Source organism: Rahnella sikkimica (genome assembly GCF_002951615.1).
Taxonomy (GTDB): domain Bacteria; phylum Pseudomonadota; class Gammaproteobacteria; order Enterobacterales; family Enterobacteriaceae; genus Rahnella; species Rahnella sikkimica.
In genome coordinates this window covers 3,547,775-3,572,073 of the sequence record NZ_CP019062.1, presented here as the reverse complement: position 1 = coordinate 3,572,073, position 24,299 = coordinate 3,547,775, and the positions used below count along the sequence as shown (strand labels likewise).

Genomic DNA, 24,299 nt, shown 5'->3' with positions numbered 1-24,299 from the left:
TTACCGCTTCCGCGTCTGACGGGGAAAGCGCCAATTTGAAAAGCAATGTGTTAACAAATGATGGGAAGGAGTCTTTCATGCAGGTCAGCAGAAGACAATTATTCAAAATCTGTGCGGGCGGAATGGCCGGTACAACCGCCGCGTTATTAGGGTTCGCCCCGACGCTGGCGCTGGCGGAAACCCGCCAATACAAACTGCTCCGTTCGCGTGAAACCCGCAACAACTGCACCTATTGTTCAGTCGGCTGCGGAATGCTGATTTACAGTCAGGGCGACGGTGCGAAAAATGTCACCGAGAATATCTTCCACGTTGAGGGTGACGCCGATCACCCGGTCAGTCGTGGCTCGCTGTGCCCGAAAGGGGCCGGTGTGCTGGATTATATTCACAGCGAAGGCCGTCTGAGATACCCGGAATACCGTGCGCCGGGCTCAGATAAATGGCAGCGCATCACCTGGGACGAGGCGATTTCCCGTATTGCCCGCCTGATGAAGGATGACCGCGACGCCAACTTCGTTGAGAAAAATGAGAACAACGTGACGGTCAACCGCTGGCTGACCACCGGAATGCTTTGCTCGTCTGCGGCGAGTAACGAAACTGGCCTGCTGGATCAGAAATTCACGCGTGCGATGGGCATGGTCGCCATCGACTGTCAGGCGCGCCTCTGCCACGGGCCGACCGTTGCCGCCTTAGCGCCGAGTTTCGGTCGCGGCGCGATGACCAACAACTGGGTGGATATCAAAAACGCCAACGTCATTTTGATTATGGGCGGTAACGCGGCAGAAGCCCATCCGGTCGGATTCAAATGGGTCATTGAAGCCAAAACCAAAAATAACGCCAAAGTCATTGTTGTCGATCCACGCTTTAACCGCAGTGCCGCTGTAGCCGATATTTACGCGCCTATCCGCGCCGGTTCCGACACCGCCTTCCTGCTCGGCATGATCAACTACCTGATGACGCATAATAAAATCCAGACCGAATACGTCAGGGAATACACCAACGCCAGCCTGCTGGTGCGCGAAGATTATGCCTTCAACGACGGTCTGTTCAGCGGTTTCGATGCGACAAAAAAAGCCTACAACAAAGACAGCTGGCATTATCAGCTTGATGAAAATGGCATAGCGAAACAGGACAAAACGTTACAAGACCCGCGCTGTGTCTGGAATCTGCTGAAAGAGCACGTTTCCCGCTATACGCCGGAACTGGTCGAACGCCTTTGCGGGACGTCGAAAGAAGATTTCCTGCTGATTAGCTCGATTCTGGCGGAAACCTGCGCGCGTGATAAAACCTCCACCATCCTGTATGCGCTGGGCTGGACGCACCACACCGGCGGCGCGCAAATCATCCGCTGTGCGGCGATGATTCAGTTGCTGCTCGGCAATATCGGTATGCCTGGCGGCGGCGTCAATGCGCTGCGCGGGCACTCGAATATTCAGGGTTATACCGATCTCGGTTTACTGTCGCTCAATCTGCCGGGCTACATGCCGCTGCCGTCTGAGAAACAAACCACTATCACCGATTACCTGAAGCAAATTACGCCGGGAACGCTGGTCGAAAATCAGGTTAACTTCTGGAAAAACACGCCGAACTTCTTCGTCAGCATGATGAAAAGTTTCTGGGGTGAACACGCCACAGCGGACAACGACTGGGGTTATGACTGGTTGCCGAAATGGGACAAAAGCTACGACGTGCTGCAACAGGCCGAGCTGATGACTCAGGGCAAACTCAACGGCTATATCGTGCAGGGCTTCAACCCGCTGGCGGCATTCCCGGACAAAAACAAATCTTCGCGCGCGCTCTCCAAACTGAAATACATGGTGGTGATCGACCCGCTGGTGACCGAGTCTTCGAACTTCTGGCAGAACCACGGCGCGATGAACGACGTGCAAACCGCCGATATTCAGACCGAAGTGTTCCGCCTGCCGTCTTCCTGTTTTGCGGAAGAAAATGGCTCAATCGTGAACTCCGGCCGCTGGCTGCAATGGCACTTCCAGGCGTCTGAGCCACCGGGTGAAGCGCTGCACGACGGCAAAATCATTGCGCGTCTGTTCATGAAACTGCGCGAGCTGTACCAGAAAGAAGGCGGGGCGAACCCGCTGCCGGTGATGAACATGGCGTGGGATTATCAGGATCCGCTCGACCCGCTGCCGGAAGAAATCGCCCGCGAAGCCAACGGCAAAGCGCTGGCGGATATTCACGACGATCAGGGCAATATTCTGGCGAAAAAAGGTCAGCAGATCTCCACCTTTGCACACCTGAAAAATGACGGCTCGACCGCCAGTTTCTGCTGGATTTACGCCGGTAGCTGGACCGAAGCCGGTAACCAGATGGCGCGTCGCGATAACGCCGATCCGTCCGGTCTGGGCTGCACCTCCGGCTGGGCATGGAGCTGGCCGCTGAATCGCCGCATTCTGTATAACCGTGCCTCCGTTGACCCGCAGGGCCAGCCGTGGGATCCAAAACGTGAAATCATCCGCTGGGATGGCGCGAAATGGACCGGTTTTGATGTCCCGGATTACAGCAACGCTGCACCGGGCACCGGCGTCGGGCCGTTTATCATGCAACAGGAAGGCGTCGGGCGTTTGTTTGCGACCGACAAAATGGCCGATGGCCCGTTCCCGGAGCATTACGAACCGATCGAATCGCCGATTGGCACCAACCCGTTGCATCCAAACGTGATTTCCAATCCGGTCGCCCGCATTTTTGCCAGCGATTTACCGAATATGGGTACCGCCAAAGACTTCCCGTACGTCGCGACCACGTATTCGATCACCGAACTTTTCCGCCACTGGACCAAGCACGCCTTGCTGAACGCCATCGCGCAGCCTGAGCAATTTATCGAGATCGGCGAAAGTCTGGCGGCCTCGAAAAATATCGCACAGGGCGATGAGGTCAGGGTGTCTTCGAAGCGCGGTTTCATCGTGGCGAAAGCCGTAGTGACCAAGCGTATCCGCCCGCTGACCATCGACGGCAAACATGTCGATACCATCGGTATCCCGTGTCACTGGGGCTTTGAAGGTGCGACGCGTAAGGGTTATTTAGCCAATACGCTGACGCCATCAGTCGGCGACGCTAACTCGCAAACGCCGGAGTTCAAGGCGTTCCTGGTTAACGTGGAAAAGGTTTAACGGAGGCGAATTATGGCAATGCAATCTCAGGACATACTTCGTAAGTCCGCAACCAACGGGTTCACGCCAGCGCCGCGTGCCCGCGATCATCAGCAGGAAGTGGCGAAGCTTATCGACGTCACCACCTGCATCGGCTGCAAAGGCTGTCAGGTCGCCTGTTCTGAATGGAACGACCTGCGCGATGAAGTCGGCGTGAACACTGGCGTTTACGACAACCCGATGGATCTCAGCGCGAAATCCTGGACGGTGATGCGTTTCTCGGAAGTGGAAGAAAACGGCAAGCTGGAATGGCTGATCCGCAAAGACGGCTGTATGCACTGCGCCGATCCGGGCTGCCTGAAAGCCTGCCCGGCGGAAGGCGCAATCCTTCAGTACGCCAACGGCATCGTCGATTTTCAGTCGGAACATTGCATCGGCTGCGGTTACTGCATCGCCGGCTGCCCGTTCAACATCCCGCGCATTAACCCGCAGGATAACCGCGCGTACAAATGCACGTTGTGCATTGACCGCGTGAGCGTCGGACAGGAACCTGCCTGCGTGAAAACCTGCCCGACCGGCGCGATTCATTTTGGCACCAAAACGGAAATGCAGGATCTGGCGGCAGAACGCGTCAGCGAACTGAAAGGGCGCGGCTTTGAACAGGCCGGTTTGTACGATCCGCAGGGCGTCGGCGGCACGCACGTCATGTACGTACTGCATCACAACGATAAACCGGAGCTGTACCACGGCCTGCCAAAAGACCCGGCCATCAGCGCGGCAGTGACGCTCTGGAAAGGTATCTGGAAACCGCTGGCGGCCGTCGGTTTTGCGGTGACTTTCGCAGCGGCGGCCTTCCACTTCCTCGGCGTAGGACCCAACTACGTCAAAGAAGAGCCTGTGGATGAGAAAGACGAAGAAAAACAGAATGATGAGGAGACACGCTCATGAAAAAAGAGAAGTTAATCCAGCGCTATAATCTGGTGGAACGCCTCAATCACTGGATCGTTGCTTTTTGTTTTGTGACGCTGGCGCTCAGCGGTATCGGCTTCTTCTTCCCGTCATTTAACTGGCTGATGAATGTTTACGGCACGCCGCAACTGGCGCGCATCCTGCATCCGTTCTTCGGCGTGGTGATGTTCGTTTCGTTCCTCGGGATGTTCTTCCGTTACTGGAAGCACAATCTGCCGGAAAAAGATGACATCGTGTGGGCGAAAAATATCCACAAAGTGCTGACCAATCATGAAGTCGGCGACACCGGTCGCTATAACTTCGGGCAGAAGTGCGTATTCTGGGCGGCCATCAGCTGTCTGGTTCTGCTGATGGCGAGCGGCGTCATTATCTGGCGTCCGTGGTTTGCCGGTTACTTCCCGATCCCGCTGATCCGACTGGCACTTCTGGTGCATTCGCTGGCCGGTATCGGGCTGATTCTGGTGATTATCATGCATGTGTACGCAGCGACCTGGGCGAGAGGCTCCATCACGGCCATGACGGAAGGCAAAGTTCCGGCGTCATGGGCGAAATACCATCATCCCCGCTGGTATCGTCAGGTCCGTGCTGAAGAACTGAAAAAAGACAAGGATGAAAGGAAAGCCGGATGAGCATACAGATTGTTCCACAGGACGAACTGGCTGACGGCAAAACGGCGGGAAATATCCCGCCGGTATTGTTCGCCAACTTGAAAACCCTTTACCCGCGCCGCGCCGACCGTTTGCGGAAACTGGCAGAAGACAGCCCGCTGGACGGGTATCTGAATTTTGCCGCGGCGATTTGCGACGCGCAGCAGCGCGTTCTGGCGGCGTTTCCGCTGGATATCGACCTCAGCGAAGCGCTGCAAAAAGCGGCCGGTAAACCGCCGCTCGATTGCAGCCTGTTTCCGCGAACGCCGCACTGGCTGGTTCTGCTGGATGCACTGATTGCAGAGCTTAAACCGGGTGCCGATGACACGGTCGGTCAGGTGCTGGAACGCCTCGAACATTCCCCGAGTCTTCAGCGGGAAATGATGGCAACGCAGTTGCTGAATCAGGATTTCGCACACGTTCCGGCTGACAAAGCGCCGTTTATCTGGGCGGCGCTGTCGCTGTACTGGGCGCAGATGGCCGGGCAGCTTCGTGGCGTTGGCCGCGCGGATTACGGCGAAAGCCGCCAGTTCTGCCCGGTGTGCGGCAGTATTCCGGTTTCAGCCGTGATTGCGTTGGGTGCCAATAACGGTCTGCGCTATCTGCACTGCAATCTGTGCGAAAGCGAATGGCACGTCGTGCGCGCCAAATGCAGCAACTGTGACGAAATGGGCAATCTTCACTACTGGTCTTTAAGCGAAGGTTCCGACAATGCTGAGCAGGCCACGATCAAAGCCGAAGCCTGTGATGATTGCGGCGCGTATCTCAAAGTGATTTATCAGGATAAAGATCCGCAGGCCGATGCCGTTGCCGACGATCTCGCCACGCTGTTGCTTGACGACCGCATGGAAGACAAAGGCTTTATTGGCAGCGGCGTGAACCCCTTCCTGTTCCCCGCCGGATGATGCGCAAAGCTGGCAGCCCGCCGCGTCTTTACTGGTAAAGCGTGCCGTGGCTGCTAGCTTTAACAGAGGTTCCGGTGAAAAACGTGGAGGCTCTGATGAAACTGATCGGCAGTTATACCAGCCCGTATGTGCGCAAAATCTCGGTGATGCTGCTGGAAAAAGGTCTCCCGTTCGATTTCATTAACGATGTGCCGCATGAACCGGGCTGCAAAATCACCCAATTTAATCCTCTCGGCAAAGTCCCCGCGCTGGTCACTGACGACGGCGAAGTGTTTTACGATTCCCCTATCATCGTGCAGTACATCGAGCTGATGAACGTCGCGCCGACTTTTTTGCCCTGGCAGCCGCTGGAAGCGTTGCGGGTCAAGCAGATCGAAGCGCTGGCCGATGGCGTCACGGACGCCGCCGTGGCGCTGGTGCTGGAAAACCGCCGTGAAGCTGATAAACGCAACGAAGCCTGGGTTTTACGTCAGCGCGAAAAACTTTTGCGCGGGCTGGACGCACTGGAAAAACACGCCGAAAACCGCACGCTGCTCAATTCTGACCAACTCAACGTCGCTGATATTGCCACCGCCTGTTCGCTCGGTTATATCAACTTTCGCCGCATTGCGCCGGGCTGGTGTGTTGAGCGTCCGGCGCTGATCAAACTGGTTGAACGCCTGTTCCTTCGCGAGAGTTTTGCGCGCACGACGCCACCCGGAAGCGGTAACGCGGGTCTTGCGACAAAAAAGGTGTGAGGCGGCTCGAAGAGTTCTCTTTACATCCGGCCGGTTAACTTTTCACTGCCTAGACTTTATGCAGCGCTCTGCTACAACTGCTGCATAAAGGAGTCCCATCATGGCTTATGATAAAAATCCTCATGCCGTAAAACCGGAAGAATACGGTTTCCCGCTCAAACTCAAAAAACAGTACGACAACTTTATTGGCGGCGAATGGGTCGCGCCGGTGAAAAAAGAGTATTACGACAATCTGACGCCGGTGACCGGCGAAGTGCTGTGCAAAGTCGCCAGTTCCAGTGCCGATGATATTGAGCTGGCGCTGGACGCCGCGCACAAAGCCAAAGGTGACTGGGGCAAAATGCCGGTGCAGCAGCGGGCGAATTTACTGCTGAAAGTTGCCGACCGGATGGAAGCCAATATTGAGTTGCTGGCCAATGCTGAAACCTGGGACAACGGCAAACCGATCCGCGAAACCAGCGGTGCGGACGTTCCGTTAGCCATCGACCATTTCCGTTATTTCGCGTCCTGCGTGCGTGCGCAGGAAGGCGGGATCAGTGAAATCGACAGCGAAACTGTCGCCTATCATTTCCACGAACCGCTGGGTGTTGTGGCGCAAATCATTCCGTGGAATTTCCCGCTGCTGATGGCGTGCTGGAAAATGGCACCGGCGCTGGCTGCCGGTAACTGCATCGTGCTCAAACCGGCCAAACTGACGCCGCTTTCCGTGCTGTTGCTGATGGAATTGGTGCAGGACATTCTGCCTGCGGGCGTGATCAACGTGGTAAACGGTTCAGGCAGTGAAATCGGCGAGTATCTGGCGACGTCCAAACGTATCGCCAAAGTTGCGTTCACCGGTTCGACCGAAGTCGGCCAGCAAATCGCCGGTTACGCGGCACAAAACCTGATCCCGGCCACGCTGGAATTGGGCGGAAAATCCCCGAACATTTTCTTCGCCGACGTGATGGACAAAGAAGACGAATTCTTTGACAAAGCGCTGGAAGGTTTCGCGCTGTTTGCGTTCAATCAGGGTGAAGTCTGTACCTGCCCGAGCCGCGCGCTGGTGCAGGAATCCATCTACGAACGCTTTATGGAACGCGCGATTAAACGCGTGGAAGCCATCAAAACCGGTAACCCGCTGGATATGGAAACCCAGATGGGCGCGCAGGTTTCTGCCGGACAGATGAAAACCATTCTGGATTACATCGAAATCGGTAAGAAAGAGGGCGCGGAAGTGCTGACCGGGGGCGCGAAGAAAAGACTCGAAGGCTCGCTGAACGAGGGTTATTACCTGCAACCGACCATTTTGCTGGGTAAAAACAACATGCGCGTGTTCCAGGAAGAAATTTTCGGGCCGGTGCTGGCGGTGACCACGTTTAAAGATATGGATGACGCGCTGCAAATCGCCAACGACACGGCGTACGGTCTGGGGGCGGGCGTCTGGAGCCGCGACGGCAACGTGGCGTATCACATGGGGCGCAACATTCAGGCCGGTCGCGTCTGGACCAACTGCTACCACGCCTATCCGGCACACGCGGCGTTCGGCGGCTACAAACAATCCGGACTCGGGCGTGAAACCCATAAGATGATGTTGGATCACTATCAGCAAACGAAATGTTTACTCGTTTCATATTCGAGTAAACCGATGGGCTTGTTCTGATTCTGCGTTGCCATTAATACCCCACCCCAGCCCTCCCCTTCGTAGGGGAGGGAGCAGATCGGTTTTCGGCTCCTCCCCCTGCAAAGGGGGAGGCTGGGAGGGGGTTTAGCAGGCGACTCAGGACTACATTAAACCACGCTGTTCGGCGGCAATACGACCTGACGGCTGCGCAGGAAAACGACCACCAGCGCCAGCCACGACAAGCCGCTCAGAAGATTGAACAGGTTAAACATTCCCGCACCGCCTTCGACGTAAGCCACTTTCGCCAGCTCAATCCCTAACGTGAAAATCATCATGCTGATGACGCCCATCGCCGCGGAAACGGTGCCTTTACTCATGTCGCTGGAGAACAGCGTCAGGCGGTACAAACCGGCATTCGCCACACCAATCCCGAAAGCGTACAGGCTCAGACCCGCGGTCATCCACAGATAGGCATGGGCGGAGAAAAGCGTCGCGGCGGCGGCAATCAGCAGACCGACGACCATCGGACCTGCGCCGAATTTGATCAGGTATTCCACCGACCGTTTGCCGGTCAGGCGTGCCAGCGTGACGTTACCGATAATCAGCGCACCGAAAATCGGCACCTGCAACAGACCGTAATCGTAGGTCGAAAGCCCTTCGCCGCTGATTAAAATCACCGGCGACTGCGCAATCCACGTCAGCAGCGGCAGGCTGGCAAAGCCAATTGCCAGTGCGCCACACACGAACTGGCGGTTTTTGAGCACCAGTTTGTAATCGTGCAACAGGCTCGGCATGGAAAACTTCTCGCCAAGGCGCGAGGCGGTTTCCGGCATGGATTTCCATAATCCCCACAGCGAAATCGCTGCCAGCACGGCGAAAATCACAAACATCAGTTGCCACGGCGCAACGTGGATCAGCGCCGCACCGGCCAGCGGGCCCAGCAGCGGCGCAATTAGCGCCACGTTTGCCATCATGGCCGTGATCTTGATGCAGATGGATTCCTCAAAGGATTCCTGTATCGCGGCGTACCCGACGGCACCGATAAAGCACAGGCTGATACCCTGAAGGAAACGCATCACCATAAATTGTTCGATGTTCTGCACGAACAGAATCGCCAGACAGGTGACGATGAAAAAGCTGACGCCCGCAAGCATCACCGGACGACGCCCGCGCCGGTCGGACAGCGGCCCGAGCAGCCATTGCAGGAACATTCCGCCCGCGAGATACGCGGTCATTGAGGTGGGCACCCATTCTTCCCCGGCATTAAAATTAGCCACGACGGCCAGCATGCCCGGCTGGATCATATCGTTGCCGATATAGGTCGCAAACTCGAACAGCACCAGACACAGAGGGAACAAAAGCGCCTGCCGCCCCAGAAGGGACGCAGTATTTGGAGAATTATGCATATTTTTATTTCACAGACGTAAGGCTAATCGGTTGAGATTTAGCGAAAAAATAAGAGACTGTCCGGGCGGGATTCGCAAGCGAGGCAGTAATGGGCGTTATTTTGCCCATTTTTTGAGCGCAGTGCAATCTTATGATTTACCTTAAGCACAATCTGAGATCGGCACTTTTGCCTTGTTTGCGTTCAAAAAGGTGACTACGCTGCAAACAGCACATCAACGGGAAGGAAGTGGCCGATAATGAGCCAAAAAATCAGCTGGATAGATAATCTGCGTGCGCTCGCCTGCATGATGGTGGTGATGATTCACGCCAGTACGTCGCTGGTGGTGAATTTCCCTGCAATACACACGGCGGAATGGACGGTGGCAAACCTGCTGAATTCGGCGTCCCGCGTCTGTGTGCCGCTGTTTTTCATGATTTCCGGTGCGCTGTTTTTTGGTGATAAAAGTGCGCAAAAGCGCCATTTTTTGCGCGTCAGTTTATGCCTGTTGTTCTACAGCATTGTTTCGTTGCTCTACATCGTCACGATGACCAAAATTGGTTTTTGGCCGTCTCTGCGGCTGATTCTCGAAAAGCCGGTGTTTTATCACCTTTGGTTCTTCTACGCGATTATGGTTGTCTACCTGCTTTCCCCGCTGATCAACGTAAAATCCGTCTCCGGGAAATATTTACTGATCGCCGGGATTTTGCTCGGTGTTCTGGCGAACCCGCAGCTTCCGGCGCTCAGCTGGCAGAAAGTCCATCTTCTGCCCCTGGATTTGTACATCAGCGGCGACACGTTTTATTACGTCCTGTATGCCCTGCTGGGGCGCGCTATCAGCCAGCTTGATACCCGAAAACCCGGCGTGACGTTCACCGCCGCTGCCGTTTTTGTTATCAGTACGCTGACGATTGCGGGCGGGACTTACCGGCAGATGCTGATTAACCAGAATTTCGCCGATACTTTTTACGTCTACACCGGCCCGCTGGTGTTTATCTCGGCGATGACGCTGTTTATTACGTTCAAAAATGCATTCGCCGAACGCATTCTGCCAGGATTTTCGCTTATCTCCCGTCATTCACTGGCGATCTACGGCTTTCATGCGCTGATCATCATTGGGTTGCGCGGCCGCCATCTCGATTTCCCCCAATTCCCGCTGCTCAATGTCGCGTACCTGTTTATCTGCGGACTCGGCGGCGGTTTATTACTGGCAATCGCGCTGGGGAAAATAGACCGGCACAATTGGGTGAGTTAAACCGCCACTCAGCGCCACCTTTCCTGTGCCCGTCTGAATTGCCTGCCGGAGGAGAATCCGGCGGCGAGGGCGGCTTTCTCAATGCCTGCTCCTTGCTGGATGCGTTGTTGTGCGACGGCGATGCGCAGTTGTTCGTGGTAGTCGCGCACGCTGATGCCCAGATGCTGGCGGAAAAGACGTGTCAGGTGGCGGCCGCTGATGTGGGATCTGGCGGCGACGTCTTCCACCTGCCACGGAGATTCTGGTTCGGCGGCCATCAGGTTTTGCGCGCGATGGACGGCAGGATGCAGATGATTGCGATAGCGCAGCCACGGGGAAAGTTGCGGGTCATCGCCGCCCCGGCGGAAATAGACCACCATTTCGCGGGCGACGTCCAGTGCGGCCTGCGGACCGAGATGTGTGGCGATCAGATGCAGCGCCAGATCAATACCGGCGCTGATCCCCGCGCTGGTCAGCACGAAACGGTCTTCGACAAATATCCGGTTATCTTTCACCTGCGCGGCAGGCACCTGCTGGCGTAAACGGGCGATCACGTCGTGATGCGTGGTGCACTGATATCCGTCGAGCAGCCCGGCCTCTCCCGCCAGAAGGCTGCCTGCGCAGATGCATACCAGCGTTAAACGCCCCTGTTCAATTGCGCTTTTTTGCAGACGTAGCCAGTCGCAGGCGGTTTGTGCGGCAGGTGTTGCAAAGTTATCTGCTGAATCTGCAACACCGGGCATGATCAGAATACTGCCTTCCGGCAACGTTTCTGGCAGCGGCTGTAAATGGCTGACCGTCAGCCCGGTCGACATCGTGACTTCCGGCAGCGGGCCGATGTAGTGCAAGTCAAACTGCCCGGCGATACGCAATGCTTCCGCCGGACCGGTCAGATCCAGCGACATCACGCCGGGGAGCGTCACAAAGTAGACATTTCGCTGCATATCGCCTCGTGGGTTAGCCATTAACAGCGCCTATCTTCACACAGCGTGATCGAGTTCCGCCAGTGCACCGTCCACATCCGCAATCGTGGCAAAACGGTCGGCCAGCACCAGCTCAGTGCGCAATTTGATGTCAGCCGCGCTCAGCGTCACGCCGCTGGCGTGGGTCATCGGAAACGTCAGCGTCGCTTCGGTAACAAACGTCACCGTGTAGCCCAGATCAGACGCCACGCGCGCCGTGGTTTCACAGCATTGTTCGGTACGCATTCCGGCGATAATCAGATGCGTGATGCCGCGTTCGCGCAGCCACGCGTCGAGGCCGGATTCGGTCAGGGAATTGTGAACATGCTTATGGACGACGTGTTGTGGCTGATGGGTGAGAAAAGCCATCGGCGTGACCAGCCCGGAATCGAGCGAAAACACGCCGTCCGGGTTAACGTGAAACACGTCGATAACGGGAATGTCGCGGGTCTGACAGCCATCGATCAGGCGGATTAATGCCTGGCTGAAAGCCGGTAAATCATCCTGCTGCCAGAAGTCTTTTTGTTCGAAAGAACGTTGTACGTCGATATTTAACAGGGCGCTGTGGGTCATTTTCGGACTCCGTCTGGTGAATGTGAAACCAGTCTGCGCCTGAAAACCTGTCGGGAGAATGCCAAAAACGGACATGATGCTGATGGTAGCGGACGACCTGCGTCGTCCGTCGATAATAATCAGATTTTCTGGTCAGCCCGCCAGTGGTGATAATCGATGTGATCGGCCTGAAAATTGGTGGTTTGGGCGTCGCCGGTCAGGCGATACGCCAGCTGGAAAGCGAAATCAAACGCCAGCCCTAAGCCTTTGCCGCTGAGCAAATTGCCGTCTTCGACGAATGACTGATTCACGTAAACGCCGTCTTTGACATCCTTGTATAAATCGCCGGAACAGACATAGCGCCGCCCTTTCAGCAGGCCATTGCCGCCCAGAACGCGCGCGGCCGCTGAACACAGCGGGCAAATCAACTTTCCGGCTTCGTCATGACGGCGGACAAATTCGACGACGTCTTTGCTGGCCGCCAGCGCCACCGAGCCTTCCGGCCCGCCGGGCATCACCACCGCGTCATACCAACGCTCGCCCTGTGCGCTCAGCAATTCATTGGCCTGCATCTGAATGCCATGATAGGTGCGCAGCGTCAGGCTTTTCTGGCAGGCCAGCGTCGTTACCTGAATCTCCAGCCGCTCAAGAATATCGAGCACGATCACCGCTTCGCCTTCTTCGAATCCGTCCGCCAGCAGCAGGGCGACCTGCTTTTTCGCGTTGTCCTTCACCATAATGCAAATGTCCTCTGAGGATGAAAATCAGAGGACATCATAAAATGAAACGATGTTTTGATATTGTGAGTCTGTCAGCAGACTAGAAAACCAGCTGAACTTTCGACGCTCTGGATTTATCCAGCGCAAACTCCAGCGCTTCCACCAGATCCTGTTGCGGGAATTCGGCGGAAAGCAGCGGCATCGGGTCAACGGTTTTATTCGCCAGCCATTCCACCGCTGTATTGAATTCTTCGGTGAAACGGAAGCTGCCGACCCAGTTAATTTCTTTCGCAATCAGCATCATCAGCGGGAATTCATTGACCACCGGCCCCATGCCAACCTGCACCAGCGTGCCGCGCGCGCGGGTGACTTCCAGACAGCGGCGGATAGAAGAAGGGTGGCCGGAGGCGTCGAAAGACACGTCGAAAAAGCCCTTTTCGGCCTGATACGCGGAGAAATCACCCTGCGCGGCGTCGAGCGCCTGGCTGGCACCGACCGCCAGCGCCAGCGTACGGCAGCGTTCGCTCGGATCAGTCACCACAATTTCAGCCGCGCCTTTGGCTTTAGCCGCCAGCACGATCAGGCAGCCAATCGGGCCGACGCCGGAAACAAACACCGTTTTGCCGCGAATATCCCCGGCCTGATTCACCGCGTGAATGGCCACCGCCAGCGGTTCAGCGAAAACCATCAGCCGGTCGCTGACCTGATGGTCGTAAGGAATGCACTGGTCGCTGTCGACGATTTTATACTGCGTGAACGCGCCGTTGATGTGCGGGAAATACATCGCGCTGCCGAAGAATTTCATGGTGGTGCACTGGTTTTCATCACCGGAAAGGCAATATTTGCAGGTTTTGCACGGCTTGCTGGGGTTCAGCGCGACTTTCTGGCCCGGCTGCAAACGCGGGTTATCCGATTTTTCCACCACGCCGACCACTTCGTGCCCGAGAACCATCGCTTCGCGGACTTTGAAATCCCCGACCTGGCCGTGCTCATAGTAATGCAAATCAGAGCCGCAGATGCCGCCGCGGGTCATCTTCACCAGCGTGCCCTGGCCGGTATAGTCGAGGGTCTGGCCGATCACCGAGACGTCTTTTTTCCCGGTCACTACGCAGGATTGAGTGGCAATTGTCATGAAATTCTCGCTCTTTAAAGGGGGCGTTTTTGGCCTGATGGCTCCCAGTAAAGAGCGTTTGGACGGCGGAAAATGTGACCGCCGTCACTTTGTTTCGTGTTACGAAAACCTGTTACCCATAACTTGAACGGACTCAACCTTTCGCGGGCGGTTGCGCCTTGTTACGCGCAGGAATGCTGAGGATCAGGTGCGTAATCACGCCGCCAATTAAGCCCCAGAACGCCGAACCCACGCCGAGTAACGTCACGCCGGACGCGGTGATCAGAAAGGTGATAATCGCCGCATCACGCTGACGTTCATTTTCCAGCGCGCGGTATAAACTCCCGGCGATGGTGCCGAGCAGCGCCAGCCCGGCGATGGTGTGAATGAGCGCGGGAGGCAGCGCGGTAAATACCATGCCGATCGAACCGCCAAACACACCGGCGATCAGGTAGAAAATCCCAGCGGCGACGGCGGCCATGTAGCGTTTTTTCGGATCCGGGTGAATATCTTCGCCCATGCAGATGGCGGCGGTAATGGCGGCGATACAGACGGTAAAACCGCCGAACGGCGCTAAAACTAACGCGGTCAGCGCCGTCCATGAAATCAGCGGTGAAACCGGCAGGTGATAGCCGTGGGCTTTCAGCGTGGCGATGCCCGGCGCGTTTTGTGACGCCATGGTCACCACGAAAAACGGAATGCCGATGCCGATAATGGAAGACCACGTAAAGTGCGGCATCACAAACGCCGGTGCGGCGAATGTCATGGTCTGGCCGTGCAGCGAAATATCGCCCTGTAATCCGGCCACCACCAGCCCGGCGGCGAGGGCGAGCACCACGGCGTAGCGCGGCATGGCACGTTTCGCCAGCAGATAAACCAGACACATCGTACCCGCCAGCACGAAATTACTGTGCAGCGAGGTAAAAGCATCCAGCCCGAAACGCAGCAAAATCCCGCCCAACATGGCGGCCGAAAGCGCCTGCGGAATGTATTGCATCAGTCTGGCGAATAATCCGGTAACGCCGCACAGCAGGATCAGCCCGGTCGCAAACACAAAAACGCCAATCGCCTCGTTGATTGTCGTGCCGTGCAGGCTGGTGACCAGCAGTGCGGCGCCCGGCGTCGACCACGCCGTGACCACCGGCGTGCGGTAATACAGCGACAAACCGATGCTCGTCACGCCCATTCCCAGCCCGAGCATACTCAGCCAGCCACCAATCTGCGCCACGCTGGCACCGGCGGCTTCGGCAGCCTGAAAAATGATCGCCGCTGAGCTGGTATAACCGACGAGAACGGCAACAAATCCGGCGATAACCGCCGAAAACGTCAAATCATGAAAGCTTAATCGCGAGGGCATTGTTAAAAATCCTTCTGGTTACCGGGCGCGGGCGTTATGCTGCTGTGCGTTATAGCGCACAGCATGGCGCTCAAGATATCACTGTGCGTTATAGCGCACAATTACGATCGTCAAAAATCCGATCGCCAGAGGAGTCAGGATGCAGGAACTCACCCGCCACATCGGCAGTCAGCTCAAAGCCGTGCGCAGCGAACGGGGCTGGAGCCTCAGCCAGACGGCAGAAAAAACCGGTGTCAGCAAGGCGATGCTCGGCCAGATTGAGCGCGGCGAATCCAGCCCGACGGTGGCGACGCTGTGGAAAATAGCCAGCGGGCTTAACGTCTCTTTCTCCGAATTTCTCGAAACGCCACCCGCGCAGTCGGCGGCGCTGCACCGCCACGGTTTGCTGACCACGTTTAACAGCGACACCTCGGGAATGCGCGTCGTGCCGCTTTTTCCGTTTGATACGACGCTGCGAATGGACATGTTTGTTATCGATCTCGAACCCGGCGGATGCAGTGAATCTTCGCCGCACGAAGCGGGCGTGATCGAACATGTGATCGTGATTGAGGGCGAACTGACGCTGACGGTTGACGGCGTCACGCGCACGCTCAGCGCCGGTGAAGCGCTGCGGTTTGCGGCGGATTGCGCGCACGCTTACCGCAATAACAGCGACCATTCCGTGCGTTTCCACGACCTGATACATTATCCGCTGTCCCGCCCGTAGCGATTTCATTTACCGAGGAGAATGACCGATGAGCCAGTCGCAAGATGTTGTTATCCGTTCATTAACGCCCGCTGACCGCGAAGGTTGGGAGAATTTATGGCGCGGTTATCTGGATTTTTACCAGTCGGCGCTGGATCCGGCGCAGTTTGATTTCACATTCCGGCGGCTGTCGGATCCTGACTATGCCGGCATGTTTGGCTATGTGGCGGAATATCAGGGGAGGTTGGTCGGGCTGGTGAATTGCCTGAACCACGATCACGGCTGGCACATGAATCAGGTGGTGTATTTGCAGGATTTGTACGTCGATGAGTCTGCCCGCAAACTGGGTATCGGGCAAAAACTGATTGAAGTGGTCTACGCACACGCCGATAAAAACGAAAAAGCCAATGTGTACTGGATGACGCAGACCACCAATTACACCGCGCGCCAGCTCTATGACCGCGTGGGTAAACCGACTAACTTTATGAAATACATCCGCTAAAGCGGTTTGCGCATATTCATTTTTGTCGTGACATAACCCAGGCTGGCATAAAGTGCCTGCGCGCCCGGATTGCTGGCAAAAACGTTCAGTTCGATAGCCACGCTGCCCAGCTCGCGCAGGCGTTCTTCCATCAGCCGGAACGCCGCGACGGCATGTCCCTGACGGCGAAATTGCGGGTAAACCGTCAGCTCATACACGAAAGCGCTGCGCACGCCGTAGCGTTCAGTATTGGCAAACCACAGATATCCCACGGTTTCGCCGTGTTCTTCCTGTCTGATTTCATACAAATAGTGATCCGGTGTTTCAACGCCCTGTGGCAGCGCGTTTTGCGTGGCGCTGCGCGCGCGCTCCAGCGCCGTGTCCGGCAGCCACAGCCCGGCGGTCACATTCTCTTCGGCATAATCTTTCGCCAGCAGTTCTGCAAATTCTTCATAAAATGCAGCGCTCATCGGTACTAAAACAGTCATCATTTCCCTCTGATTTATTTGGCAGTTTCCGCCTTTTTATACGGCGTTACATAACATTCGCTGATGGTGGTCGAATGGCTTTCAACCTGGGTGATGATGTAGCCTTTTTCGGTCAGCGCCACCGAGCTGTAGGGCGTTTCATTATGCTTATCGGAAATAACATCTTCGAAAGACTGAATGATTTTGGCTTTCTCGCCGGCACGCGCCGGATCATCCATTCCGTCGACCAGGATCATGGCCTGCTTAAACTGATTAGAGAATGACGTTTTCCCCATCTTGCTTTCAATCACGGCTTTGATGTTCACCGTGACCTCGTTACCCAGCAGAAAAAGCGTATTGCTCTGGTAAATCAGCACATTTTTACGCTTCGACACCACGAAGCCATTCTCGATGACCTTCATTTTGTTGTTGTTGGCGTAGGTCACATCATCGAGGCAGATGGTTTTGTCCCCGACCTTAAACTGGCTGAAACGCGCCTGGATTTCTTTCGGCGTAGACGCCGCCTGCGAGCACAACGGAACAAGCAACATAAGCGGTAAGAGCCATGACTTCATAGGAGTTTCCCAAACAAGGTGCTGAACCAGCCGACATAACAGCAGTATAGGGAGACACCGGCAGGATGCGAACGTTTATCTTTGCGGGGCAGTTTTTTACCGTTTTGGCTAAAGACCCGCCCCGGTGATGCCGATAATTCAGGCGATAAGGGAATTCCTGCTTATCTTCAGGGGGCACAAATCAGGGACAGATAATCCGCGTTTTTTCATCGTGAATTTCACAGTACGTTGACTGTTCCGGGGTAATTATGAGTCAGATGCAGGCGCTTTCACCGGCAGCCGGAGTTGGGGTTGCAACACAGAAAACTGTTCCTAAAAAAGCCATGCGTACCCGTACGCTGATGCTGATTGTCGGGCTTCTTACGATAAGTCTCGGCTATATCATTACGGTCGGATTGCTGAGCTGGCAGTCCGCCGCACAGCAGCGCGACATCGCTCGTCGTTATCTCCAGCAAACCGCCAATACCGACGGCTATCTTGCCCGCCAGAAACTCGACACGGCCCTGCATGCCGCGCGCGACCTGGTTCAGAGCATGATCAGCCTGCGTGAAGCCGGGCACACCGACCGCAAACTGGCCGATACGCTGTTACAAAATGCGCTCAAAAGCCATCCGGATTTTTTATCAATGTCGCTGGCCTGGGAGCCGGACGCGTTTGATGGCAAAGACGGCGATTTCGCCGCCAAAGAAGGGCAGGATCCTAAGGGGCGTTATGTCCGCTACGTTGACCGCGACACCAGCGGAAATACCGTACTGCACAATCTCACCGACTACGAAACGCCGGGCAGCGGCGATTACTACCTGCTGCCGCGAAAGCTGCAAAAAGAAGTCATTCTGGAACCGTACAGCTATCCGTATAACGGCGTGGATACGTTGCTGACGTCGATTGCCGTGCCGATTATCGTTGACGGAAAATTTCTGGGTTCGGTAACGGCGGATTTCTCGCTGCAAACCTTGCAGACGCTGGTTAACGGCATCAAACCGTATCAGGGAACCGGCTACGCGATGCTGTTCTCGCAGACCGGTCATTTCATCTCGTCGCCTAAAAAAGAGCAGGTGACACATCAGCTCGAAAACGATCCGTCGTTGCTGAAAAGCATTCAGACCGGGCAGATGACCAGCCGCGAACAGCAGGATCCGGTGCTGGGTGAAAACGCCTTTGCCGAGTTTGTGCCGATTCAGATCGGCAATACCGGCACGCCGTGGATGCTGGGCATTGTCGCGCCGGTAAACGCGGTGATGAAAGAAAGTACGCGTCAGCTTTATTACGCGCTGGTGCTGATGGTACTGAGCATCGTGGTGGTATTTGCCGTGCTGAGCGTGATTTTCACCCGCAAAGTTTTGCGCCCGGTGGGCGGTGAGCCTGCGGATGCGGCGAAAATCGCGCTGACGGTCGCCGACGGTGACTTAACGCACCCGATCGTCACGCAGAAAAACGACCACAGCAGCATCTTCTTTGCGCTGCAAACTATGCAGGCGCAGCTTCGGCATGTGGTGAACGACATTATTTCGACCAGCCACGCGGTCGGCAGCGGCGCATCGCAGATTGCCGCGGGGAATATCGATCTGGCCTCGCGAACCGAGCAGCAGGCAGCCGCGCTGGAAGAAACCGCCGCCAGCATGGAAGAACTGACGGCGACGGTAAAACAGAACGCCGATAACGCGCACGTGGCGACCGAACTGACCGCGAATGCCACGGAAATCGCCGGAAAGGGTGATCGCATTATGGCCGACGTTGTCGGCGTGATGAGCGCGATTGACGACAGTTCACGGCGAATTGGCGACATCACGACAGTCATCAACGGCATTGCTTTCCAGACCAATATTCTGGCGCTGAATGCGGCGGTAGAAGCCGCCCGCGCGGGCGAACAGGGGCGCGGATTTGCCGTGGTGGCGTCAGAGGTGCGCAGTCTGGCGCAACGCAGCGCCGACGCGGTAAAAGAGATTTCTGCCCTGATTGAGGAATCGACCTCCCGCGTTGATCACGGCGTCGGGCTGGTGAAAAGTGCCGGGGAAACGATGAAAGAGATCATGAAAGCCGTCACCGACGTGCGCGATATCATGAGTGAAATCGTCTCCGCGTCCGACGAGCAGTCGCGCGGTATAAGCCAGGTGACGCAGGCCGTACACGAAATGGACGGCGTGACGCAGCAAAACTCCGCGCTGGTTCAGCAGGCGTCCGCCGCGTCAGCGTCTCTGGAAGATCAGGCCCGCCGCCTCAACGAAATTGTGCAGGTGTTCCGGCTGAGATAGTGGCTTCACAAATGGCATTAATACCCCCTCCCGGCCTCCCCCTTCGCAGGGGGAGGAGCAAAACTCAATCAGCTCCCTCCCCTGCGAAGGGGAGGGTTGGGGTGGGGTATTGCAGCGTACTCCGCGCGGGTTTTTAAGGACACATCCCCTTTTCTGCGCTATGTTTTTTATCCTTTCGTTTGATTCTTCAGGAGTTCGCCATGAGCCACCCTTCGCTGATTTTGTATTCCGACGCCGATTATTTCAGTCCTTACGTGATGTCCGCTTTTGTGGCGCTGACCGAAAAAGGCATTCCTTTTGAACTGGAGACGGTCGATCTGGCGCGGGCGGATAACCTGAAAGAATCTTATTCGGCGATTTCAGTCACCCGTCGCGTGCCGACGTTAATCAACGGCACCTTTGTGTTGTCTGAATCTTCCGCGATTGATGAATATGTCGAAGAGCTTTTCCCTGCGCCAACGTTCCCGGCCCTTTATCCGGCTGATCCGGAAAATCGCGCCAAGGCCCGTGAGGTGCAGGCGTGGCTGCGCAGCGATCTGATGCCCATTCGCGCAGAGCGGCCGACGGAAATTGTGTTTGCCGGTGAGAAGCGTCCGGCACTTTCCGCAAGCGGTGGGCAGGCAGCCGAAAAATTGTATGCGGCGGCAGAGCGTCTGCTGGCAGACAAAGAGCATTTGTTTGGCGAATGGAGTATTGCGGATGTGGATCTGGCGCTGATGCTCAACCGCCTGCGTCTGAACGGCGATGCGATGCCGGAAAAACTGGCAACTTACGCGAAAGCCCAATGGCAACGAGCGTCGGTTTTAGAGTGGTTAGCGTTATCTGCGAAATAAATACGGCGCGCAGCAGGAAGAAAATTCGTGCTGCGCGAAAAAGTCAGAGCAGTTTCTTCGTCAGAAAATAGCGGGTATGCGTGGACGGTAAATCTTCCGGCGCGCGGGAATCGGCGATGTAATCTTCCAGCGTCATCTGCGTCGCATAACCCATGCGCTCATAGAATGGCCGCGCCTGAAAACTAAACGTATCGACCAGCGAATACCGGCAGCCGCGCGCCTGCGCTTCTTCTTCAGCCTCACGGATCAGTTGCGTTCCCACATCTTTACCGCGTAACGACTCATCGACCCACAGCATCTGGATGTACATCCAATTACCGATGGTTTCAGCCACAATCCCTGCCTGTTTGTGGCCATTTTCATCTTCAACAAAAATCCCTAACTCACGAAATTTCGGCTGCGGGATGAAGTTTCTGTTGAAACCGCGCAGACCGGCTTTGATTTCATCGATATCGTCTGCGGTCGGGGCATGGCTGAGTCGGGTCTTCATGACATTTTTCCTTTTTCCTGGGGAAAAATGAGAATAGTCAATCACTCAGGAAGTTTCCATTCGTCAGAAAAACAAAAAGCCTGTGGAAGACGCGCTTCCAAAGGCTTTTTAAGAGGGTTTTATCGGGCTACAGTTGGCAAAGACGATTATTTATAGATTTCAGCGTCAGCGTGCAGTTTGTTATTACCGGTCACGGAGATGATGCGGTAAGAAGAAGCACCGGCTTCTTTAGCCTGCTGAGACAGTTTCGCTTCCAGGCCACCGAGGGTGGTGGAGTTAGCCGCGGAAATGACACCGATTTTCTGCATGTCTGCTGATGGCTGATTAATCTGCTGAGCCGCGAAGCTGCCGAAAGAAATCAGGGAAAGGGTTGCAGCTACAGCAAAAATTTTGACGTTTTTCATGATATGTATTCCATTCAGGTTTGTATGAGTGAAAGGTGTTTGCCTTTCGATGGATGCATAATAGGCCGGATGGCAGGAGATGAAAAACGGATTGATTTGAGTAACTCATTCAAATTTTTTGGTCTACTTTTTACGCAATTTTACGTCCAGATGCGGGTGCCTGACGAAACCGCATTCGTGCTGACATAGCCTGAAATAGCCTTAGATATCTCTGCGTTTCCTCCCTTCCTGCTGATTTTGGGCGGTTTTGTACAAACGGTGCTAGACTTTAGAGGTAGTGCAAAAAGAGGGCTGTTTGTGTGGAAAAACACATCCGGCTCGCAGAACCTGAGTTGTTCTGCTTTTGTTTGGCTGACTTTGCTGAACAATATTCACGGTAACGGAAATTCATTCGGAGGAGTCGAAAATGGGAATTTTATCCTGGGTTATCTTTGGTCTGATCGCCGGTATTCTGGCTAAGTGGATCATGCCGGGCAAAGACGGCGGTGGTTTTATTCTGACCGTAGTTCTGGGTGTTGTCGGTGCCGTTGTGGGGGGTATATCAGTACTTTCTTCGGCTTTGGCCGCGTAGACGGATTCAACTTCGGCAGCTTCGTTGTCGCCGTGATTGGTGCGTTAGTGGTGCTGTTTATCTACCGTAAAGTCAGGAGCTAATGGTTTTCCATTACGCCTGAAAGCAAAAGCCGCGCTGAGTCGCGGCTTTTTTGTTTTTCAATCCACTGGCGATGTGGGCAACCTCACGATGTCCTGGTTTTCGTTACCCATCCAATAAACGCCTTCTTTCACCCAGAACGGGCCTTCGATGAAGTCCAGCAGGTCGGAATACTCCTCATAAAACTGCTTTCCGTCGCGGTTATACACCCGCATATAACCGGAATAATGACCGCCATCGCCAGGCATCGTTATGCGTGGGATAAACTCGAAAGTTTTATACTCCCTTACCACGTATTTTTTATTCGGGCTCCATTGTTCGGATACTCGTTCTCCCTGCTTCCACCACAAATAGCATCCGGCGATGAGAGCAACCATAAGCGTCAGTTTTATCCAGCGTTTGCGCTGACGAACGAGAGTTTCCTGACTTTTGATTTTTGGCATTATTCAGATTCTGTACTTTTGGCAAAACCTTCAGCTTCAACACTGCCATGGTAGGCTTTTGCAATAATTCCGTTTTGAGTCAGCCAGAGTGCGACCTGTTCCGCATCGCGAACGGTGAGGGTGTAAATATCGCCCAGCAGGTGCTGGATATCATCGACGACACGATTCTTCGCGGTAGCGGTGGTGCCTAATATACCGGCGTGTGTATCAACGAAAATCGAAAACTATTGTTTAAATTGCCACCATGCCTCGCACATTTTCCGCTTCCATCTCTTCACCGCGTCCGCGTTTCACGATGCTGCCGCGCGACATCACCAGATAACTGTCCGCGAGTTCGGCGGCGAAATCGTAGAACTGTTCGACCAGCAAAATCGCCATGTCGCCTTTGGCGGCGAGCTGTCGGATCACCGCACCGATTTCCTTGATGACGGAGGGCTGAATGCCTTCGGTGGGTTCGTCGAGGATCAGCAGGCCGGGTTTGCAGGCTAACGCACGTCCAATCGCCAGTTGCTGCTGCTGGCCGCCGGACAAATCACCGCCGCGCCGGTGCTTCATTTCCAGCAGAATCGGGAACAGGTGATAGATTTCGTCAGGCACCTGTTTTGCCGCATTGCCGGAAAAACGCGAAAGCCCCATCAGCAGATTTTCTTCTACCGTCAGGCGCGGAAAAATTTCGCGTCCCTGCGGGACGTAGGCAATGCCCGCCTGCACCCGCTGATGCGGCTTGCGGGCATTGATGGTTTGATCCTGCCAGCGGATGGTGCCGGACTTTGCCGGGATCAGCCCCATCAGGCATTTCAGCAGTGTCGTTTTACCCACGCCGTTGCGGCCCAGCAGGCAGGTGACTTCACCGATTTTTGCGTCAAAGGACAGGCCGCGCAGAATGTGACTGCCGCCGTAAAACTGATTCAGTTCATTTACTTGCAACATAACTCTTTCCTCAGCGTCCTAAATAAACGTCGATAACCTGCTCGTTCGCCTGCACGTCGCGCAGCGAACCTTCAGCCAGCACCTGACCCTGATGCAGCACGGTGACGTGATCGGCGATGGTTTCCACAAACCCCATGTCGTGTTCGACCACCATCAGCGAATGTTTGCCCGCCAGCTGTTTGAACAGCTCGGCGGTGTATTCGGTTTCGGCGTCAGTCATGCCCGCCGCCGGTTCATCGAGCAGCAGCAAATGCGGCTCCTGCACCAGCAACATGCCGATCTCCAGAAACTGTTTCTGGCCGTGTGACAACAATCCCGCCGGGCGATGGCGTTCTGCCGCGAGGCGCAGCGTGCCGAGCATTTCGTCAATGCGGTCGCGCTGTTCGCTGTTCATTTTGGCGCGCAGACACGCCCACACCGATTTATTGGTTTTCTGCGCGATTTCCAGATTTTCGAAAACCGTCAGTGCTTCGAAGACCGTCGGTTTCTGGAATTTACGGCCAATGCCCGACTGCGCGATTCCCACCGGATCGAGCTTCGTCAGATCGGTTCGCTGGTCGTAAAAAACGCGTCCGCTTTGCGGTTTGGTTTTGCCGGTGATCACGTCCATCAGCGTGGTTTTCCCCGCGCCGTTCGGGCCGATCACGCAGCGCAATTCACCGACGCCGATGTTCAGCGACAAATTGGTCAGCGCTTTAAAACCGTCAAAACTGACGTTGATGTTTTCCAGCTGCAAAATCGGGTCGGTCTGTTCGCGGTGCTTATCCGCCCGCTGCGGCTGGGTAAACAGGTCTCCGGTCATGGTC

The 24,299-nt window shown here is 55.5% G+C and carries 24 protein-coding genes and 1 pseudogene; 12 read left to right on the top strand and 13 right to left on the bottom strand.

Annotated features, from left to right (window positions below; all coding sequences use genetic code 11):
• Nucleotides 1–77 precede the first annotated feature (77 nt).
• The 6 genes from fdnG (at nucleotide 78) to exaC (ending at nucleotide 8,001) form a co-directional block, all read left to right on the top strand.
• Entirely contained in the window at nucleotides 78–3,125 is a 3,048-nt protein-coding gene (gene fdnG / locus BV494_RS16485; protein ID WP_104923828.1) for a formate dehydrogenase-N subunit alpha, read from the top strand.
• A 12-nt stretch (nucleotides 3,126–3,137) separates the two neighbouring features.
• Entirely contained in the window at nucleotides 3,138–4,052 is a 915-nt protein-coding gene (gene fdxH, locus BV494_RS16480) for a formate dehydrogenase subunit beta (protein WP_104923827.1), read from the top strand.
• A complete protein-coding gene (gene fdoI, locus BV494_RS16475; protein ID WP_104923826.1) occupies nucleotides 4,049–4,702 on the top strand; it encodes a formate dehydrogenase cytochrome b556 subunit in 654 nt (217 codons plus the stop codon). The genes fdxH and fdoI overlap by 4 nt, the downstream gene beginning before the upstream one ends.
• Nucleotides 4,699–5,625, top strand: coding sequence for a formate dehydrogenase accessory protein FdhE (fdhE, locus tag BV494_RS16470; RefSeq protein WP_104923825.1), 927 nt, complete (start codon nucleotides 4,699–4,701; stop codon nucleotides 5,623–5,625). Before fdoI ends, fdhE begins: the two co-directional genes overlap by 4 nt.
• Nucleotides 5,626–5,720: 95 nt before the next feature.
• Nucleotides 5,721–6,362: a glutathione S-transferase gene (locus BV494_RS16465; RefSeq protein ID WP_104924824.1), complete on the top strand. Its 642-nt coding sequence runs from the start codon at nucleotides 5,721–5,723 to the stop codon at nucleotides 6,360–6,362.
• A gap of 100 nt (nucleotides 6,363–6,462) precedes the next feature.
• Entirely contained in the window at nucleotides 6,463–8,001 is a 1,539-nt protein-coding gene (gene exaC / locus BV494_RS16460; protein ID WP_104923824.1) for an acetaldehyde dehydrogenase ExaC, read from the top strand.
• Nucleotides 8,002–8,129: 128 nt separating this feature from the next.
• On the opposite strand, the gene BV494_RS16455 is transcribed toward exaC, so the two are convergent.
• Nucleotides 8,130–9,368 (bottom strand): MFS transporter, encoded by a 1,239-nt coding sequence (locus BV494_RS16455; RefSeq protein WP_104923823.1) that lies wholly within the window; start codon nucleotides 9,366–9,368, stop codon nucleotides 8,130–8,132.
• Nucleotides 9,369–9,605: 237 nt separating this feature from the next.
• On the opposite strand from BV494_RS16455, the gene BV494_RS16450 reads away from it, so the two are divergent.
• Nucleotides 9,606–10,601, top strand: a complete 996-nt coding sequence (locus BV494_RS16450; RefSeq protein ID WP_104923822.1) for an acyltransferase — start codon at nucleotides 9,606–9,608, stop codon at nucleotides 10,599–10,601.
• Nucleotides 10,602–10,609: 8 nt separating this feature from the next.
• On the opposite strand, the gene BV494_RS16445 is transcribed toward BV494_RS16450, so the two are convergent.
• The 5 genes from BV494_RS16445 to BV494_RS16425 all read right to left on the bottom strand — a co-directional run bounded on the left by BV494_RS16445 (nucleotide 10,610) and on the right by BV494_RS16425 (nucleotide 15,281).
• The gene (locus BV494_RS16445) at nucleotides 10,610–11,524 is read right to left on the bottom strand and encodes a GlxA family transcriptional regulator (protein WP_104923821.1); all 915 of its coding nucleotides are present in this window, start codon (nucleotides 11,522–11,524) and stop codon (nucleotides 10,610–10,612) included.
• 36 nt (nucleotides 11,525–11,560) lie between these two features.
• The gene (locus BV494_RS16440) at nucleotides 11,561–12,115 is read right to left on the bottom strand and encodes an isochorismatase family protein (protein WP_104923820.1); all 555 of its coding nucleotides are present in this window, start codon (nucleotides 12,113–12,115) and stop codon (nucleotides 11,561–11,563) included.
• Between the two features lie 119 nt (nucleotides 12,116–12,234).
• A complete protein-coding gene (locus tag BV494_RS16435; RefSeq protein WP_104923819.1) occupies nucleotides 12,235–12,831 on the bottom strand; it encodes a DJ-1/PfpI family protein in 597 nt (198 codons plus the stop codon).
• 82 nt (nucleotides 12,832–12,913) lie between these two features.
• Nucleotides 12,914–13,945 (bottom strand): L-idonate 5-dehydrogenase, encoded by a 1,032-nt coding sequence (idnD, locus tag BV494_RS16430; RefSeq protein ID WP_104923818.1) that lies wholly within the window; start codon nucleotides 13,943–13,945, stop codon nucleotides 12,914–12,916.
• Between the two features lie 133 nt (nucleotides 13,946–14,078).
• Nucleotides 14,079–15,281: a benzoate/H(+) symporter BenE family transporter gene (locus BV494_RS16425; protein WP_104923817.1), complete on the bottom strand. Its 1,203-nt coding sequence runs from the start codon at nucleotides 15,279–15,281 to the stop codon at nucleotides 14,079–14,081.
• Nucleotides 15,282–15,420: 139 nt separating this feature from the next.
• Between BV494_RS16425 and BV494_RS16420 the strand changes: the two genes are divergently transcribed.
• Nucleotides 15,421–15,987 carry a helix-turn-helix domain-containing protein gene (locus BV494_RS16420; RefSeq protein WP_104923816.1) on the top strand — a complete coding sequence of 189 codons (567 nt, stop codon included), beginning with the start codon at nucleotides 15,421–15,423 and terminating at the stop codon, nucleotides 15,985–15,987.
• A gap of 28 nt (nucleotides 15,988–16,015) precedes the next feature.
• Nucleotides 16,016–16,468: a GNAT family N-acetyltransferase gene (locus BV494_RS16415; RefSeq protein ID WP_104923815.1), complete on the top strand. Its 453-nt coding sequence runs from the start codon at nucleotides 16,016–16,018 to the stop codon at nucleotides 16,466–16,468.
• On the opposite strand, the gene BV494_RS16410 is transcribed toward BV494_RS16415, so the two are convergent.
• Together BV494_RS16410 and BV494_RS16405 are read right to left on the bottom strand one after the other, a co-directional pair.
• Complete coding sequence (locus BV494_RS16410) at nucleotides 16,465–16,938, bottom strand: GNAT family N-acetyltransferase (RefSeq protein ID WP_226789983.1); 474 nt, start codon at nucleotides 16,936–16,938, stop codon at nucleotides 16,465–16,467. The genes BV494_RS16415 and BV494_RS16410 overlap by 4 nt on opposite strands.
• A gap of 11 nt (nucleotides 16,939–16,949) precedes the next feature.
• Complete coding sequence (locus BV494_RS16405) at nucleotides 16,950–17,489, bottom strand: hypothetical protein (protein ID WP_104923813.1); 540 nt, start codon at nucleotides 17,487–17,489, stop codon at nucleotides 16,950–16,952.
• A 257-nt stretch (nucleotides 17,490–17,746) separates the two neighbouring features.
• Between BV494_RS16405 and BV494_RS16400 the strand changes: the two genes are divergently transcribed.
• Entirely contained in the window at nucleotides 17,747–19,741 is a 1,995-nt protein-coding gene (locus tag BV494_RS16400) for a methyl-accepting chemotaxis protein (protein ID WP_439958391.1), read from the top strand.
• A 200-nt stretch (nucleotides 19,742–19,941) separates the two neighbouring features.
• The gene (gene yfcF / locus BV494_RS16395) at nucleotides 19,942–20,574 is read left to right on the top strand and encodes a glutathione transferase (protein WP_104923812.1); all 633 of its coding nucleotides are present in this window, start codon (nucleotides 19,942–19,944) and stop codon (nucleotides 20,572–20,574) included.
• A 43-nt stretch (nucleotides 20,575–20,617) separates the two neighbouring features.
• On the opposite strand, the gene BV494_RS16390 is transcribed toward yfcF, so the two are convergent.
• Together BV494_RS16390 and bhsA are read right to left on the bottom strand one after the other, a co-directional pair.
• Entirely contained in the window at nucleotides 20,618–21,064 is a 447-nt protein-coding gene (locus tag BV494_RS16390) for a GNAT family N-acetyltransferase (RefSeq protein ID WP_104923811.1), read from the bottom strand.
• 146 nt (nucleotides 21,065–21,210) lie between these two features.
• The gene (bhsA, locus tag BV494_RS16385; protein WP_104923810.1) at nucleotides 21,211–21,468 is read right to left on the bottom strand and encodes a multiple stress resistance protein BhsA; all 258 of its coding nucleotides are present in this window, start codon (nucleotides 21,466–21,468) and stop codon (nucleotides 21,211–21,213) included.
• Between the two features lie 406 nt (nucleotides 21,469–21,874).
• Here bhsA and BV494_RS16380 point away from each other — a divergent pair.
• Nucleotides 21,875–22,122, top strand: a pseudogene (locus tag BV494_RS16380) (GlsB/YeaQ/YmgE family stress response membrane protein).
• Nucleotides 22,123–22,179: 57 nt separating this feature from the next.
• Here the strand turns inward: BV494_RS16380 and BV494_RS16375 are convergent.
• From BV494_RS16375 to urtD, 3 genes are all read right to left on the bottom strand, one after another.
• On the bottom strand, nucleotides 22,180–22,563 hold the full coding sequence (locus tag BV494_RS16375; RefSeq protein ID WP_104923809.1) for a hypothetical protein: 384 nt from the start codon (nucleotides 22,561–22,563) through the stop codon (nucleotides 22,180–22,182).
• 231 nt (nucleotides 22,564–22,794) lie between these two features.
• Nucleotides 22,795–23,493, bottom strand: a complete 699-nt coding sequence (gene urtE, locus BV494_RS16370; protein WP_104923808.1) for an urea ABC transporter ATP-binding subunit UrtE — start codon at nucleotides 23,491–23,493, stop codon at nucleotides 22,795–22,797.
• Between the two features lie 10 nt (nucleotides 23,494–23,503).
• Nucleotides 23,504–24,295 (bottom strand): urea ABC transporter ATP-binding protein UrtD, encoded by a 792-nt coding sequence (gene urtD / locus BV494_RS16365; protein ID WP_104924822.1) that lies wholly within the window; start codon nucleotides 24,293–24,295, stop codon nucleotides 23,504–23,506.
• Nucleotides 24,296–24,299 lie beyond the last annotated feature (4 nt).

Excerpts from the sequence above, each read along its gene's own strand:
- fdnG (WP_104923828.1), top strand. The coding sequence starts at position 78 with ATGCAGGTCAGCAGAAGACAATTATTCAAAATCTGTGCGGGCGGAATG.
- fdxH (WP_104923827.1), top strand. The coding sequence starts at position 3,138 with ATGGCAATGCAATCTCAGGACATACTTCGTAAGTCCGCAACCAACGGG.
- fdoI (WP_104923826.1), top strand. The coding sequence starts at position 4,049 with ATGAAAAAAGAGAAGTTAATCCAGCGCTATAATCTGGTGGAACGCCTC.
- fdhE (WP_104923825.1), top strand. The coding sequence starts at position 4,699 with ATGAGCATACAGATTGTTCCACAGGACGAACTGGCTGACGGCAAAACG.
- BV494_RS16465 (WP_104924824.1), top strand. The coding sequence starts at position 5,721 with ATGAAACTGATCGGCAGTTATACCAGCCCGTATGTGCGCAAAATCTCG.
- exaC (WP_104923824.1), top strand. The coding sequence starts at position 6,463 with ATGGCTTATGATAAAAATCCTCATGCCGTAAAACCGGAAGAATACGGT.
- BV494_RS16455 (WP_104923823.1), bottom strand. The coding sequence starts at position 9,368 with ATGCATAATTCTCCAAATACTGCGTCCCTTCTGGGGCGGCAGGCGCTT.
- BV494_RS16450 (WP_104923822.1), top strand. The coding sequence starts at position 9,606 with ATGAGCCAAAAAATCAGCTGGATAGATAATCTGCGTGCGCTCGCCTGC.
- BV494_RS16445 (WP_104923821.1), bottom strand. The coding sequence starts at position 11,524 with ATGCAGCGAAATGTCTACTTTGTGACGCTCCCCGGCGTGATGTCGCTG.
- BV494_RS16440 (WP_104923820.1), bottom strand. The coding sequence starts at position 12,115 with ATGACCCACAGCGCCCTGTTAAATATCGACGTACAACGTTCTTTCGAA.
- BV494_RS16435 (WP_104923819.1), bottom strand. The coding sequence starts at position 12,831 with ATGGTGAAGGACAACGCGAAAAAGCAGGTCGCCCTGCTGCTGGCGGAC.
- idnD (WP_104923818.1), bottom strand. The coding sequence starts at position 13,945 with ATGACAATTGCCACTCAATCCTGCGTAGTGACCGGGAAAAAAGACGTC.
- BV494_RS16425 (WP_104923817.1), bottom strand. The coding sequence starts at position 15,281 with ATGCCCTCGCGATTAAGCTTTCATGATTTGACGTTTTCGGCGGTTATC.
- BV494_RS16420 (WP_104923816.1), top strand. The coding sequence starts at position 15,421 with ATGCAGGAACTCACCCGCCACATCGGCAGTCAGCTCAAAGCCGTGCGC.
- BV494_RS16415 (WP_104923815.1), top strand. The coding sequence starts at position 16,016 with ATGAGCCAGTCGCAAGATGTTGTTATCCGTTCATTAACGCCCGCTGAC.
- BV494_RS16410 (WP_226789983.1), bottom strand. The coding sequence starts at position 16,938 with ATGATGACTGTTTTAGTACCGATGAGCGCTGCATTTTATGAAGAATTT.
- BV494_RS16405 (WP_104923813.1), bottom strand. The coding sequence starts at position 17,489 with ATGAAGTCATGGCTCTTACCGCTTATGTTGCTTGTTCCGTTGTGCTCG.
- BV494_RS16400 (WP_439958391.1), top strand. The coding sequence starts at position 17,747 with ATGCAGGCGCTTTCACCGGCAGCCGGAGTTGGGGTTGCAACACAGAAA.
- yfcF (WP_104923812.1), top strand. The coding sequence starts at position 19,942 with ATGAGCCACCCTTCGCTGATTTTGTATTCCGACGCCGATTATTTCAGT.
- BV494_RS16390 (WP_104923811.1), bottom strand. The coding sequence starts at position 21,064 with ATGAAGACCCGACTCAGCCATGCCCCGACCGCAGACGATATCGATGAA.
- bhsA (WP_104923810.1), bottom strand. The coding sequence starts at position 21,468 with ATGAAAAACGTCAAAATTTTTGCTGTAGCTGCAACCCTTTCCCTGATT.
- BV494_RS16375 (WP_104923809.1), bottom strand. The coding sequence starts at position 22,563 with ATGCCAAAAATCAAAAGTCAGGAAACTCTCGTTCGTCAGCGCAAACGC.
- urtE (WP_104923808.1), bottom strand. The coding sequence starts at position 23,493 with ATGTTGCAAGTAAATGAACTGAATCAGTTTTACGGCGGCAGTCACATT.
- urtD (WP_104924822.1), bottom strand. The coding sequence starts at position 24,295 with ATGACCGGAGACCTGTTTACCCAGCCGCAGCGGGCGGATAAGCACCGC.